The organism is Aureimonas glaciei, from assembly GCF_014643375.1.
GTDB lineage: Bacteria > Pseudomonadota > Alphaproteobacteria > Rhizobiales > Rhizobiaceae > Plantimonas > Plantimonas glaciei.
This window is the reverse complement of record NZ_BMJJ01000002.1, coordinates 208,077-222,335: the sequence shown is the minus strand read 5'-3', so window position 1 is coordinate 222,335 and position 14,259 is coordinate 208,077. Positions and strand designations below refer to the sequence as shown.

Below are 14,259 nucleotides of genomic sequence, written 5' to 3'. Positions count from 1 at the left end.
CGGGTGACGGCGCCCACGAGATTCGGCCCGTCCTGACCCGCGCCGTTTCGTACGGCGGTACGCCTGCCCTCACCTGATCCGCTCGTCGGCCACCCTCGCCGGATGATGATCCGCGGGCCGGATCGCCACAACTCCTACCACGGCGTTCCCTCGTCGCTGTGACCGAAGGCCGCCGATCGCCGGATAGCCGAGTGCCCTTGTGTGCGCACCCGGGAGTCGATATATCGGCTTCAATTGACGTAAACGTCAAAGTTAGAATCAGCTTCTGGGGAGGACAAGCCTATGCCGGTCTATCAGGCGCCCGTCGCCGACACTCTGTTCATCCTCAACGACGTCCTCGGGCTCGAGCGCTACAGCAACCTGCCCGGCTTTTCCGACGCGACCCCGGACATCGTCGAGGCGGTTCTCGGCGAGGCCGGCCGCGTCGCCGCCGAGGTATTCCATCCGCTGAACCAGTCCGGCGACCACGAGGGCTGCACCCGCCATGCCGACGGCACGGTGACGACGCCTGAAGGCTTCGATGCGGCCTATGCGACCTTCCGCGAGGGCGGCTGGGGCGGCATCTCGGCCGATCCCGAGTATGGCGGCCAGGGCCTGCCGCACACGCTGTCGGCCGCGATCAACGAATTCATGTCCTCCGCCAACATGGCGTTCGCGATGTATCCCGGCCTCACCGCCGGCGCGATCGCGGCGATCAGCCAGCACGGCACCGAGGCGCAGAAGCGACAGTACCTGCCGAACATGATCGACGGGTTGTGGACCGGGACGATGAACCTGACGGAGCCGCATTGCGGCACCGATCTCGGACTCCTGCGCACCCGGGCGACCCCGCAGCCGGACGGCTCCTACAGGATTTCCGGCCAAAAGATCTTCATCTCGGCCGGCGAGCACGACCTGTCGGAAAACATCATTCATCTCGTCCTCGCCCGCATCGACGGTGCGCCGGAAGGGGTGAAGGGCATTTCGCTGTTCATCGTGCCGAAGTTCGTGCTCGGCGCGGACGGCCGTCCCGACCAGCGCAACGGCGTCTCCTGCGGCTCGATCGAGGAGAAGATGGGCATTCACGCCAATGCCACCTGCGTCATGAACTACGACGACGCGACCGGCTTCCTCATCGGCGAGGCCGACAAGGGCCTGCGCGCCATGTTCACGATGATGAACGAGGCGCGGCTCGGCGTCGGCATCCAGGGCCTCGCCATTTCCGAGATCGCCTACCAGAACGCCGTCGTCTACGCCAAGGATCGGATCCAGGGGCGCTCGCTCTCCGGCATCAAGGCCGCCGACAAGCGGGCCGACCCGATCATCGTCCATCCCGACATCCGCCGCATCCTGATGACCATCCGCTCGGTCAACGAGGCCGGCAGGGCGCTGATCCTGTGGACGGCGCTGAAGGGCGACCTGTCGCATGTCGCCGAAGACGCCGCCGAGCGGCAGGCGGCCGACGACTGGATGGGCCTGATGACTCCGGTCATCAAGGGCGTCCTCACCGACAAGGGGTTCGACAACGCCGTGATGGCCCAGCAGGTCTATGGCGGCCACGGCTATGTCCGGGAATGGGGCATGGAGCAGTTCGTCCGCGATGCCCGCATCGCCCAGATCTACGAGGGAGCCAACGGCATCCAGGCGCTCGACCTCGTCGGCCGTAAGCTGGCGCTGAACGGCGGCCGCGCCGTGCAGGCCTTCTTCGCCGAGGTCGCGGCCTTCTGCGAGGAGCACCGGTCCGACGAGGCCATGGCCCCCTACACCAAGGCGATCCACAAGGGATCGAAGGACCTGCAACAGGCGACGATGTGGCTGATGCAGAACGCCATGATGAAGCCGGACAATGCGGGCGCCGCCTCGACCGACTACATGCACCTGTTCGGCCTCGTCGCGCTTTCCTACATGTGGGGCAGGATGGCGAAGGTGGCGCAGGACCAGCTCGCGGCCGGCACGGGCGACAAGGCCTTCCTCGAGGCCAAGCTCGTCACCGCGCGCTTCTTCATGGAGCGCGTTCTGCCCGAGACTGCGGCGCATCTGGCGCGGATTTCGGCCGGCGCCGACACGATGATGGCGCTGGAGGCCGAGGCGTTCTGACGTCTTGAGGGAGTTCTCGGATGAAGCGCGAAGCCTTTCTTCGGGAATTGCGCGCCGAGGCTCGAAAAGGCGGCCTGGAATTCCGGGTCATTGAAGGGCGCGGCAAGGGCAGCCATTATCGCGTTCACATCGGAGAGCGGTTCACGACCGTCCAGAGCGGTGAATTGACGCCGCTGATGATGCGACGGATACGCAAGCAGCTGGGACTGGAGGACGGGCATGAATGACTATCGCTACCCCGTCAGCTTTGCGGAGGATCCCGATGGCGGGATCAGCGCGACGTTCCCCGACGTTCCCGAAGCCATCACGTCCGGCAGCGATCTTCCGGAAGCGATGCGGGCAGCCTCGGAGGCCCTCGGTCTGGCGCTGCGGGGCTATCTCGCTATGAACCGCGCTCTGCCAGTCGCTCAGTCCCAGGGCGGCGAGATGGTCGCCCCCTATGCCGACGATCTCCTCAAGATCGCCTTCATCGAATCCTTTCGAAGCTCGGCCCTTTCGGCAGAAGCCCTTGGCGGCCTTGCCGGGCTGAAGCCTTGGCAGGTCGACGCTCTGCTCGATCCCGACAACGTCGACTCCGTCGCCGATCTCGAAAACGCGCTTGCGGTCCTGGGCCGCAGGCTCCGTCTCGTCGTCGAGGCGGCCTAACTCCGAACCGCGGCACTTGCCTGCGGAAAGCCAAACAGCATGGGAGGCTCGATCATGGCCGAAGCGTATATCTACGATCACGTCCGCACCCCGCGTGGCCGCGGCAAGAAGGACGGCGCGCTGCACGAGGTGCCGGCCGTCCGGCTCGGCGCCAAGGTGCTGGAGGCCCTGCGCGATCGCAACGGTCTCGACACCGCAAAGGTCGACGACATCATCTATGGCTGCGTCGATCCGGTCGGCGAAGCCGGCGCCGTCATTCCGCGCGCGTCCGCCTTCGAGGCCGGCTACGACTTCAAGGCGCCGGGCATCCAGATCTCGCGCTTCTGCGCCTCGGGCCTCGATGCGATCAATCTCGGTGCAGCGAAGATCGCCTTCGGCTCCGACGATCTCGTCATCGCCGGCGGCGTCGAATCCATGTCACGCGTCGGCATGGGCATGGCCGGCGGCGCCTGGTTCATGGACCCCTCCGTCGGCATTCCCTCCTACTTCATGCCGCAGGGTGTTTCGGCCGACCTGATCGCGACGAAATACGGATTCTCGCGCGACGACGTCGACGCCTATGCGGTGGAGAGCCAGAAGCGCTCGGCGCGCTCCTGGGAGGAAGGCCGCTTCGATCGCTCGGTGGTGCCGGTCAAGGACCAGAACGGGCTGACGATTCTCGCCCGCGACGAGCACATGCGCCCCTCGACCGACATGCAGTCGCTGGGTGCCCTCAACGCCTCCTTCGGCATGATGGGCGAGATGGGCGGCTACGATGCCGTCGGCATCCAGGCGCATCCTGAGATCGAGACGGTGAACCATGTCCACCATGCCGGCAATTCCTCCGGCATCGTCGACGGTGCCGCTGCGGTCCTGCTCGGCTCTAGGGAAGGCGGCGCCATCCTCGGCCAGAAGCCGCGCGCGAAAATCCGGGCCTTCGCCAATATCGGCTCGGATCCCGCGCTGATGCTGACCGGCCCCGTCGACGTCACCGAAAAGCTGCTCGCCCGCGCCGGCATGTCGCTTGCCGACATCGACCTGTTCGAGCTGAACGAGGCCTTTGCCGCCGTCGTCCTGCGCTACTGCCAAGCCTTCGACATCGACCACGCCAAGATGAACGTCAACGGCGGCGCCATCGCCATGGGCCATCCGCTCGGCGCGACTGGAGCAATGATCCTCGGCACGGTGCTCGACGAGATGGAGCGCACCGACAAGACGGTGGCTCTCGTCACGCTTTGCATCGGCGCCGGCATGGGCACGGCGACCATCATCGAAAGGATGTGACGCCGATGTTTAACACCGGGTCCCTCGCCCGCGAGTTCGACGCGGTGGTCCAGCACTGGTCGCCGCGCGTCATCGCCGACCTCAACGGACAGAGCGTCAAGGTCGCCAAGATCCGGGACGAACTGGTCTGGCACGCGCATGCCGAAGAGGACGAGATGTTCCTGGTCTGGAAGGGCGCGGTGACCATCCGTTACCGCGACCGGCCGGATGTCCGGCTCGCGGCGGGCGACTTCCACGTCGTTCCGCGCGGCGTCGAACACAATCCGCTGGCCGAAGAGGAATGCTGGATCCTCCTGTTCGAGCCGAGCGAGACGAAGCACACGGGCGATACGGCCAGCGACAGGGCGAAAAGCCTCGCCGACCAACGCGCGCATCTGTCGGCCTGAACGATGGGTCACGCCGAGTCCCTGCCGTCGACCGAGGTCTCCCATCGCGGCGCGGCGGCCAAAGCGATGGCGGCCAACGCGATGGTGGCAGGCCGCCGGCATGGGCGGCGCTGCCGCCTGCGCGGGGCCCCGGCGGCAGCCTTTCCGTGCTCAGGCGGCGACCGTCACCCGGTCCGGCATGCCCTGCATCAGCGGCGGCAGCGCCTCGAAGGCGGGACGGGCGAAGTAGTAGCCCTGGAACAGCGCGATCCCGGCAGCCTTCAGTACCAGAAACTCCGCCTCGGTCTCGATGCCTTCGGCCAGCACGGTGATGCCCAGTTCACGGGCCACGCCGACGATAGCCCGGACGATCGCCTGGCGCGCCCGATCGGTATCGACGCCGCGGATGATCTTCATGTCGATCTTCAGGAGATCGGGCTGGAAGTCCGCAAGCAGGCCAAGTCCCGCATAGCCGGCGCCGAAATCATCGAGTGCCGTGATGAAGCCCTGGCGGCGGTACTCGGCGATGATCTTCCGGAGATGATCGGTATCGACGATCTCCTCGGCCTCGGTGAACTCGAACATCATTGCCTGGCGAGGAAAATCAAAGGTGCGCGCCGCGGAGAGTGTGGCGCGCAGGCAGGCGGCGGGTTCGTAGACGGCGTTCGGCATGAAGTTGATCGACAGCTTCAGGCCGTTGCCGCGCGGGAACAGCCGGGATGCCAGCTCGATCGCCTTCACCCGGCAGGATTGGTCGAACAGATATTTCTGCTCGGGCTGCACCTGCGACAGAACCTGATAGGCGCCCTCGCCGGCGGTGCCGCGAATGAGAGCCTCGTAGCCCCAGACGCGCTCCACGGCGACATCGTAGATCGGCTGGAAAGCCATCGAAAAGGTAAAGTCGAGCTCCTTGCCGGAGCGACAGCCTTCGCAACCCTTGTTCACGTCATAGGTCCCTTAAAAACTCTTCTGAAACAGAAGAGTACGGGCTTTCTCTTTCCACATATTAAATGCCGGCGCCATTCATTTCGTCTTGCTGACTAAAGTGCGTCGGCGCCTACAGATATCGCTAGAAATCACCAGTCGGGAGACAACCATGACCGCCGAAAACTTCAGGATCGACATCGACGCCGACGGGATCGCTCTGGTCACCTGGGACATGCCGGACCGTTCGATGAACGTTTTCACCGAAGAGGTGATGGACCAGCTCGATGCGATGATCGACCGCTTCGCCGGCGATGCCGCGGTGAAGGGCGTCGTCATCACCTCCGGCAAGGAGGGCTCCTTCACCGGCGGCGCCGACCTCAACATGCTGCAGTCGATGTTCTCGCAGTTCGAGGCGAAGAAGGCGGTCGACGCGGAAGCCGCCGTGGCCGAACTCTTCGAGCGCGCCGGCCGGATGTCGTGGATCTACCGCAAGCTCGAGACCTCGGGAAAGCCCTATGTCTGCGCCATCAACGGCACCTGCATGGGCGGCGGCTTCGAGCTGGCACTGGCCTGCCATGGCCGCGTCGCGGCCGCGTCGGCGAAAATGGGCCTGCCGGAAGTGAAGGTCGGGCTGTTCCCCGGCGCCGGCGGCACGCAGCGCGTGCCGCGCCTCACCGACACGCAGGCGGCGCTGCAGATGCTCTTGAAGGGCGAGACGCTCTCGGCCTCGAAGGCCAAGGCGATGAAGCTGATCGACGAGGTCGCGGCGCCGGAGGATCTCGTCGCCAAGGCCAAGGACATGCTGAAGAGCGGCCTGTCGCCGGTGAAGGCCTGGGACCAGGAGGGCTTCAAGCTTCCCTCCGGCCCGGTCTATTCGGCCGCCGGCGCGCAGCTCTGGCCGGCGGTGTCCTCGCTCTACCGCAAGGAGACGGGCGACAACTATCCGGGCGCCCGCGCCATCGTCAAATGCGTCTATGAAGGCCTGCTGCTGCCCATCGACCAGGCGCTGAAGGTCGAGCAACGCTGGTTCGCCAACGTGCTGCAGACGACCGAGGCGGCGATGATGGTGCGCTCGCTCTTCGTCTCGCTGCAGGCGCTGAACAAGGGCGCGCGCCGCCCCGCCGACATCGCGCCGACGGCGCTGAAGACCGTGGGCGTCGTCGGCGCCGGCTTCATGGGCGCCGGCATCGCCTATGTCAGCGCCAAGGCTGGTCTTTCCGTCGTCCTCGTCGACCGCGACCAGGCTGCCGCCGACAAGGGCAAGGCGCATTCCGAAGAGCTGATGAAGAAGCTCGTCGGCCAGGGCCGCGCGACGAAGGAAGAGGCCGAAGGCGTGCTCGCCCGGATCACCGCGACGCCCGACTATGCCGCGCTGAAGGATGCCGACCTCGTCGTCGAGGCGGTGTTCGAGGACCGGGCCGTGAAGGCCGACGTGACGAAACAGGTGGCCGCGGTGATGAAGCCCGGCGCGATCTTCGCCTCCAACACCTCGACCATTCCGATCACCCACCTCGCCGAGGCCTTCCCAGACCCGGCCCGCTTCATCGGCATCCACTTCTTCTCGCCCGTCGACAAGATGATGCTGACCGAGGTGATCATGGCCGAGAAGACGGAAAGCCAGGCGCTCGCGGTCGCGCTGGACTTCGTCCGGGTGATCAAGAAGACGCCGATCGTCGTCAACGACACGCGCGGCTTCTTCGTCAACCGCTGCTTCCTGCGCTACATCTCGGAAGCCTACGACATGCTGATCGAGGGCGTGCCGGCCATGATGATCGAGAACGCGGCGAAATTCGCCGGCATGCCGGTCGGCCCGCTGGCGCTGAACGACGAGACGGCGGTCGACCTCGCCCAGAAGATCATGAAGGCCACCCTTCGCGACGAGGGCGAAGGCGCGATCAATGCCGAGCACTTCAAGCTGATCAACCACATGGTCGACGACGAGAACCGGCTCGGCCGCAAGAACGGCAAGGGGTTCTACGACTATCCCGACAAGCCGGCGAAGAAGCATCTCTGGGCCGGGCTGAAGGCGCTCTACCCGCAAAAGAAGCCGGAAGACGTCGATTTTGCCGAGCTGCAGCAGCGCTTTCTTGTGACCATGGCGCTGGAAGCGTCCCGCACCATCGAGGAGGGCGTCGTTACCGATCCGCGCGAAGCCGATATCGGTTCGATCCTCGGCCTCGGCTTCGCCCCTTATACCGGCGGCATGATCTCCTACATCGACGGCATGGGCGTGCCGGCATTCACCGCCCTGTGTGAGCGGCTGGCGGCGAAATACGGCCCGCATTTCGCGCCGACGCCGCTCCTGAAGGACATGGCGGAGAAGGGCGAAAGCTTCTACGGGCGGTTTGCGCCGGCCGACGCCGCCGCAGCCTGACGATTAAGACGGGGGCGCCATGTCGCCCCCGTCCTTCCCCTTGACTGCAAGGCCCCTTCGCGCTGCTATTTGCAGGACGGACGGAGCTTGCGCATGACGGTCCATCTCGACACGCTCGCCATTGCCGGAAAGCTGAAGGCGGCCGGGTTTTCCGAGGCGCAGGCGAAAGCCTTGTCCTCCATCCTGCTCAACGCGCGGGAACTCTCGCCATGGGCGACCAAGAATGATTTCGATATTTCGGGCAACGATCTCGAAGCCTTCCGACGCGACATTGTCGACCGGCTGACGCTCTGCGAATTGCGGCTTGTTGCCCGGATCGCGGCGGGCAAGGTCGATATGCTGAAGTGGATCCTGCTGGTCGCGATCGGTTTCCAGACATTGGTGACGATCGCCGCCCTCACCGCTTTTGCCCGCAGTTTCCAGCCCTGACGCGCGGTGCCAAAGGGACCGTGCGTCGCGCTAGGCGGCCGCCGACCCCTTCGACCGAAAGCGCTGCAAGAATCCCTTCTTTTCCGCCGTCGGCGGGCGGCCCTTGGACGAGCTCTTGCCGATCGTGTCGGCGACGCGGGCGCCGCGCTCGCCGATCGGCTTTTCCGGCAGGTCCGTCGTGTCGAGCGCCGTCTGGTGCTCCATCTCGGCGTTGATCTCGGCACCGAGGATGAAGATCACCGACGACACCCAGACCCACATCATGAAGCCGATCACGGCGCCGAGCGAGCCGTAGGTGGCGCCGTAATTGGCAAAATTCTGCAGGTACCAGGAAAAGCTGATCGAGGCGCCGAGCCAGACGAAGGCGGTAAGGACCGCGCCGAAAATCACCCAACGCCAGCGGGCGCGGTTGCGGCTCGGTCCGTAGCGGTAGATCATCGCGATCGAGCCGACGATGAGAAAAAAGATCACCGGCCAGCGCAGTGACGCGATGAGCGTATCGGAAAAACTCGACAGGCCGAAGATCTTCATAATCACCGGGACAACGCCGACGACGACGATCAGCGTGATGCCGATGAACACCGCGCCCAGGGTAAAGCAGAAGGCGACGATGTTGAGCTTGATAAAGCTGCGCTGCTCCTGCTCGCCATAGGCGATGTTCATCGCCTCGAACAGCGTCTTGATGCCATTATTGGCGCTCCACAGCGCCACGGCGAGACCGATGATGAAGCCGCGCGACAGCGAGGCGGGGTCCTGGGCGATCAGGCGCTCCAGCTGCATCTGCAACAGATCCGTGCCGGCCTGCGGCAGGAAGCGGCCGATGAAGGCGATGTGCTCGGAAATCGTCATGGGGTCGGCGACGAAGCCATAGGCCGAGACGAACACGGCAAAGGCGGGAAACAGCGCCAGCAGCAGATAGAAGGTGGCACCGGCCGCGATCAGCATCACCCGGTCCTCGAAAAACGAGAAATAGATGCGCCAGAGGATGTCCTTCCAGCCCTTCCACGGGATTCCGAGCGGCTGGTTGGCGTCGCGCCCCCGGCCGGGCTCGCCGGCGCGCCGGCGCTGTTCCTCGCTGGTACTCTGTCCGAACCTGAGTGCCATTCGCCCTGCCGTCTCCTGATGGCCGCAAAGGGCCGCCGGCCCTTTTCCATCCTAAGCCGCAAGGGCCGAAGCGGATGGTCGCCTTCCCCCGACAATGCCACATTTCACCCCCGGGTTCCGCCGCAAAGCTTGCCGGGGAGCGCTTCGGACCGATATGGGCGGGGAGCCCATCGCAAGGAGCACGCCATGCCAGTGATCGACTACTACTTCACCTCCTCCTCCCCTTACGTCTATCTCGGGCACGAGGAAATCCGATCCGTGGCCGGCCGGCACAACGCCACGCTGCGGCCACTGGCGGTCGACCTGTCGGCCATGTGGGCGGTCTCGGGCCAGGTGCCTGTCGCCCAGCGCCCGAAGATCCGGCAGGACTACCGCCTGATCGACCTGCAGCGGGTCGCCGAGCGGCGCGGCCTCGCCCTCAACGTCAAGCCGAAATTCTCGCCCGCCGACCCGGCCCTCGCCGATCTCGTGGCCGTGGCGCTCGTCGCCGAGGGGCAGTCGCCGCTGGACTTCATGGACCGGGTGTTCTCGGGCTACTGGGCGCGCGAGGAAGACATGGCCGACCGGCTGCAGATCGAGGCCTATCTCAGCGAGCTCGGCTTCGACGCCGCGGCGATCATCGAACGGGCCGAGTCGCCGGAATCGGCCGCCGCCCGCAAGGCCAACGCCGATGCCGCCGTCGCCGCCTCGCTTCCCGGCGTGCCGGGCTACGTCCTCAACGGCGAGCCCTTCTTCGGCCAGGACCGCATCGACGACCTGGAACACGTCCTGGATGGTGGCCGCGCGCCCTTCCGCGTCGGCTGACGGGAGCGGATTTTTCGGCGGGGCGGCGCCGCGGTCTGGACAATTGCCCAACTCCCTTCTAAACCTACGGCTTCGAGGTATTTATTCCTTGTCGCAAGCCACGATCGGGAGCGGATCGGGATGTTCTCGCACGAGCGGGTGTGGGCCGCCATCGACGGCCTCGCCGAGCGCCACAAGATGACGCCGTCCGGGCTGGCGCGCCGCGCCGGCCTCGATCCGACGACCTTCAACAAGTCGAAGCGGCTGGCCGCCGACGGCCGGCCGCGCTGGCCGTCCACCGAATCCATCGCCAAGATCATCGACGCGACCAATACGACGATCGAGCAGTTCACCGCGCTGATGAGCGGCAGGTCGCCGGCCGCCGCCAGCCTGCTCGCACCCGCCTCCGTGCCCCTTCTCGGCTTTGCCGAGGCCGGAGCCGGCGGTTATTTCGACGACAGCGGCTTCCCCGTCGGCCAGGGCTGGGACGAGATCGCGCTGCCGCAGACCGGCGGCGCCGAGCCGGTCTACGCACTGGAGGTGTCGGGACAGTCGATGATGCCGCTCTACCGCGACGGCGATATCGTCATCGTCTCGCCCGGCGCATCGGTCCGCCGCGGCGACCGCGTGGTGGTGCGCACAAGGGCCGGCGAGGTCATGGCCAAGATCCTGCAGCGTCGCACCTCCAAGACGGTCGAACTCGCCTCAGTCAATCCCGACTATCCCGACCTGCAGTTCGCCGTCGACGACATCGAGTGGATCGCACGGATCCTGTGGGCGAGCCAGTGAGGCCTCGCGCCGGCATTGCCGGGCCGCGTCGCCGTCCGGCAGACAGCCGCTGATGCCCTTGCCGCCGAGGCGCGGCCGCAGCGCCATCATACCGCCGCTGAAGATCGCTGCGGGCCTCGTTCTCCTCGTGGCGATCCTCGCCTATGGCACGGCCCGTCATGCACCGCGGTGGGAGGAGCAGGCGGCCGCCATCGCTGTCCCGCTGGCGCCGGCGGGCGGGACAGACGAGACGACCGAGAGAGCCACCGCGCGGCCGATCGGGCCGGGCCTTCGCCCCTCGCCGGAGAAGCTCCTGCCGGTCGACCATTCCAGTTTCGGGCGAGCGGCCAAGCCGCCGCCGGACCCGGCCTCCGTCGACGTCGAGGCCGAGACGGTGGACGACAGCGCCCCCCGCCCGACGCTGCTGCCGCGACCGGTCGTCGTCGACGGTGGCAGCTTTCGCGTCGGGAGCGGCACGGTCCGGCTGACGGGGATCGAGCCGCCGACGGAGCGCTGCGGCGCCGGCGCCGCGCTCTGGCCCTGCGGCGCACGGGCGAGGACGGCGCTGAGGGCGCTCGTCCGGTCGCGGTCGATCACCTGCACGGTCCCCGGCGATTTCCAGGCGAAGGGGGAGACCCTGGAGAGTGCCTGCAGCCTCGGCAGCACCGACATCGGGCATTGGCTGGTGGCCCATGGCTGGGCCCGGGCCAAGGCGGGCGGCCCCTATGTCGAGGCCGAGGAGAAGGCGCGCACCGCCCAAGCGGGCCTCTGGGCGGAACGCGACCCGTCCGGGCCCGGAGCGCCTATGCCGCCAGCCGCCCCTCCAGCGCCGCCGCAATGAGGGCGCGCGTCTCGGCGATGCCGTAGAGCTCGACGAAGGAGCCGAAGCGGGGTCCGCGCTCCTGGCCGATCAGCGTCTGGTAGAGCGCCTGGAACCAGACGCCCGAGACGCCCGGTCCGCCGTTCGGACCGGTCTTCTTCAGGTCCTGGTAGCGCTCGATCGGCCGGGCGACGTCGAGGATGGCGTCCTGGATGGCGTCCGAACCGGCGCCCTCCGGCAGCGAAGCCAGCTTTTCGTCGAGGGCGGCAAGGGCCTCGCGCTCGACCGCATCGGGGGCGCGAAAGACCTTGGCCGGCTCGACGAAATCCTTGAAGTAGCGCAGCGCGTAGCCGACGAGGCGGTCGAGTTCCGGCGCGTTCTCGACCGTCGTGCCGGGCGCGTAGCGCGTGATGTAGCCCCAGAGCGTTCCTGCGTCGCCGGCATTCGAGGCGGAGACGAGGTTGAGCAGCATGGCGAAGGGGATGGCGATGCCTTCCGACGGCGGCGCGCCGGAATGGATGTGCCAGACCGGGTTCTGCAGCTGCTGCGCCAGCGTCTGCCTGCCATAGGCGGCGAGGAAGGTGTAGTACTCGTCCACCGCCTTCGGGATGACGTCGAAATGCAGGCGCTTGGCCGCACGCGGCTTCTGGAACATGTAGAAGGAGAGGCTCTCCGGCGAGGCGTAGGCGAGCCAGTCCTCGATCGTCAGGCCGTTGCCCTTCGACTTGGAAATCTTCTGGCCCTTCTCGTCGAGGAAGAGCTCGTAGTTGAAGCCTTCCGGCGGCCGGGCGCCCAGCGCCCGGCAGATCTTCGACGACAGGGTGACGCTGTCGATCAGGTCCTTGCCGGCCATCTCGTAGTCGACGCCGAGCGCCGTCCAGCGCAGGGCCCAGTCGGCCTTCCACTGGCACTTCACCGCGCCGCCGGTCACCGTGGTCTCGATCCGCTCGCCGGTGTCGGGATCGGCATAGGCGATCATGCCGCGCTCGGGATCGCGATCGATCATCGGCACCTGCAAGACGATGCCGGTGCGCGGATGGATCGGCAGGAAGGGCGAATAGGTGGCACGGCGATCGGGGCCGAGCGAGGGCAGAATGATCTCCATCACCTCGTCGTAGCAGCGCAGCATGGTCAGCAGCGTCTGATCGAAGCGGCCCTGCGTATAATAGTCGGTCGCCGAGGCGAATTCGTAGTCGAAGCCGAAACGGTCGAGAAATGCCCTGAGGCGCGCATTGTTGGCGGCGCCGAAGGAGGGATGCTCGTTGGAAAAAGGATCGGGCACGCGGCTCAGCGGCTTGCCGAGATAGGCCAGCATCATGTCGCGGTTCGGCACGTTGTCGGGCACCTTGCGCAGCCCGTCGAGATCGTCGGAGAAGCACAGGAGCCGCGTCGGCACCTTGTCGGCGGTCAGGACGCGAAAGGCCGTGCGGACCATCGAAGTGCGGGCGACCTCGCCGAAGGTACCGATGTGCGGCAGGCCGGAGGGACCATAGCCGGTCTCGAACAGCACGGACTTCGAGCCCGTCTCGGCGTGACGGGCGACCAGCTTGCGCGCTTCCTCGAAGGGCCAGGCGTTGGAGGTCTCGGCCTCCGCGACGAGCGCATCGGTGATGGTCAGAAAATCGTGCCGATCGGCGGCCATGGCAGTCCTGCAACGCTGGAGGTCGGCCCGCGCCCGCGCGGGCGGTTCGCCGCCCGGGGCCGAAGCCGGTAGGATCGTCTATGGCGCGCCTGTGGCGCCGTCAACACGAGCGGCCGGCGGCACGAGGCTCAAAAGGCGCTGACCGGAAAATACCGCAGCATCAGCTCGGAAAAGCGCCGCTTGGCGATGACCTGCCCGATGCCGTAGTCGAGCGCCCTGGCGAGATCGACATTCTTCTGGGCCACGGCGATCGCTAACCCCTCGCCGAGAAAGCGCTGCGACAGATAGGGGCCGCCGGCAAAGCTGCAGCAGGCTTCGGCCGCCTCGCTTTCGAGCCAGAAGGAGAGACCGACGCCGTCGCCGAAGACGGCGTCGACATCGCCCTTCCTGAGGCCCGCCAGCGCCAGTTCGCGGCTGTCGAAAGGGACACGCTCTGCCTGTGGAAAGAAGGCCTGCAGCATGGCGACATGAGCACTCCCGTCGACGACACCGACCTTTTTGGCGGCGATGGATTGCGCCATCGGTTCGGCCAGCATCCGGTCCTTGCGGGTGACGAAGCGCGCGGGATAGCGGAAATAGCTTTCGGTGAAGGCCAGCTTCTCCCGGTTCTCCGGGGTGATGGCGACGCCGGCGATGATCGCTTCGGCCTCGCCGGCCAACAGCGCCGGCACGAGGTCGGCGAAGGGCCGCGCCTCGATCTGGCAGCGATCGAGGAGGCCGAGCTCATCGCAGGCAGCCTTGACGAGGTCGACGTTGAAGCCGGCCAGCCGGCCCCGCGCATCCAGAAAGTTGAAGGGCGGATAATCGACGCTGGTGAGGAAGCGCAGCCGCTCCAGCGTGGGAAGCGCCGGCTTGGCCAGCCGCTGGTGCTGATCCCAGAAGTTTTCCATCACGGCGTCCTGCGCCCGGGCCTGCGCGCCTAAGGCGAGGGCCATCATGACCAGCGAAAGTGCAACCACACGTATATTCAGCAAGTCGAATAATTCTCCCGTTGATTGGTTTCCGTAAGGGAAGCTCTACCCGACAATGCTCGCCATCCGGGTGCCAGCGGGTTGCCACGCAT

14 protein-coding genes are annotated in these 14,259 nt (G+C 66.5%); 10 read left to right on the top strand and 4 right to left on the bottom strand.

Features of this window, described 5'->3' with window-relative positions; all coding sequences use genetic code 11:
• Positions 1-282: 282 nt before the first annotated feature.
• Genes IEX88_RS05025 through IEX88_RS05005 form a run of 5 tightly spaced genes read left to right on the top strand, consistent with a single transcriptional unit; the run spans position 283 to position 4,370 of the window.
• Complete coding sequence (locus IEX88_RS05025) at positions 283-2,076, top strand: acyl-CoA dehydrogenase C-terminal domain-containing protein (protein ID WP_188849485.1); 1,794 nt, start codon at positions 283-285, stop codon at positions 2,074-2,076.
• A gap of 20 nt (positions 2,077-2,096) precedes the next feature.
• Entirely contained in the window at positions 2,097-2,303 is a 207-nt protein-coding gene (locus IEX88_RS05020; protein ID WP_188849484.1) for a hypothetical protein, read from the top strand.
• Positions 2,296-2,721, top strand: a complete 426-nt coding sequence (locus tag IEX88_RS05015) for a type II toxin-antitoxin system HicB family antitoxin (RefSeq protein WP_188849483.1) — start codon at positions 2,296-2,298, stop codon at positions 2,719-2,721. The genes IEX88_RS05020 and IEX88_RS05015 overlap by 8 nt, the downstream gene beginning before the upstream one ends.
• Positions 2,722-2,775: 54 nt before the next feature.
• Entirely contained in the window at positions 2,776-3,984 is a 1,209-nt protein-coding gene (locus IEX88_RS05010) for an acetyl-CoA C-acetyltransferase (protein ID WP_188849482.1), read from the top strand.
• 5 nt (positions 3,985-3,989) lie between these two features.
• The gene (locus IEX88_RS05005) at positions 3,990-4,370 is read left to right on the top strand and encodes a cupin domain-containing protein (protein WP_188849481.1); all 381 of its coding nucleotides are present in this window, start codon (positions 3,990-3,992) and stop codon (positions 4,368-4,370) included.
• Positions 4,371-4,520: 150 nt separating this feature from the next.
• On the opposite strand, the gene IEX88_RS05000 is transcribed toward IEX88_RS05005, so the two are convergent.
• Positions 4,521-5,237: an EAL domain-containing protein gene (locus IEX88_RS05000; RefSeq protein WP_188849817.1), complete on the bottom strand. Its 717-nt coding sequence runs from the start codon at positions 5,235-5,237 to the stop codon at positions 4,521-4,523.
• A gap of 208 nt (positions 5,238-5,445) precedes the next feature.
• Here IEX88_RS05000 and IEX88_RS04995 point away from each other — a divergent pair, with 208 nt between their 5' ends.
• Both IEX88_RS04995 and IEX88_RS04990 read left to right on the top strand, forming a co-directional pair.
• Positions 5,446-7,650 carry a 3-hydroxyacyl-CoA dehydrogenase NAD-binding domain-containing protein gene (locus tag IEX88_RS04995; RefSeq protein ID WP_188849480.1) on the top strand — a complete coding sequence of 735 codons (2,205 nt, stop codon included), beginning with the start codon at positions 5,446-5,448 and terminating at the stop codon, positions 7,648-7,650.
• A gap of 93 nt (positions 7,651-7,743) precedes the next feature.
• Positions 7,744-8,079, top strand: coding sequence for a DUF1640 domain-containing protein (locus IEX88_RS04990; RefSeq protein WP_188849479.1), 336 nt, complete (start codon positions 7,744-7,746; stop codon positions 8,077-8,079).
• A 30-nt stretch (positions 8,080-8,109) separates the two neighbouring features.
• Here IEX88_RS04990 and IEX88_RS04985 read toward each other — a convergent pair whose 3' ends face one another.
• Positions 8,110-9,183, bottom strand: a complete 1,074-nt coding sequence (locus IEX88_RS04985) for a YihY/virulence factor BrkB family protein (protein ID WP_188849478.1) — start codon at positions 9,181-9,183, stop codon at positions 8,110-8,112.
• Positions 9,184-9,369: 186 nt separating this feature from the next.
• Between IEX88_RS04985 and IEX88_RS04980 the strand changes: the two genes are divergently transcribed.
• From IEX88_RS04980 to IEX88_RS04970, 3 genes are all read left to right on the top strand, one after another.
• Complete coding sequence (locus IEX88_RS04980; protein ID WP_188849477.1) at positions 9,370-9,987, top strand: 2-hydroxychromene-2-carboxylate isomerase; 618 nt, start codon at positions 9,370-9,372, stop codon at positions 9,985-9,987.
• Between the two features lie 120 nt (positions 9,988-10,107).
• Entirely contained in the window at positions 10,108-10,755 is a 648-nt protein-coding gene (locus tag IEX88_RS04975) for a S24 family peptidase (RefSeq protein ID WP_188849476.1), read from the top strand.
• A 52-nt stretch (positions 10,756-10,807) separates the two neighbouring features.
• Entirely contained in the window at positions 10,808-11,575 is a 768-nt protein-coding gene (locus tag IEX88_RS04970) for a thermonuclease family protein (protein ID WP_188849475.1), read from the top strand.
• On the opposite strand, the gene IEX88_RS04965 is transcribed toward IEX88_RS04970, so the two are convergent.
• Positions 11,538-13,196 (bottom strand): lysine--tRNA ligase, encoded by a 1,659-nt coding sequence (locus tag IEX88_RS04965; RefSeq protein WP_188849474.1) that lies wholly within the window; start codon positions 13,194-13,196, stop codon positions 11,538-11,540. The two genes, IEX88_RS04970 and IEX88_RS04965, sit on opposite strands and share 38 nt — an antisense overlap.
• A 128-nt stretch (positions 13,197-13,324) precedes the next feature.
• Complete coding sequence (locus IEX88_RS04960; protein ID WP_244639853.1) at positions 13,325-14,155, bottom strand: transporter substrate-binding domain-containing protein; 831 nt, start codon at positions 14,153-14,155, stop codon at positions 13,325-13,327.
• Positions 14,156-14,259: the final 104 nt, after the last annotated feature.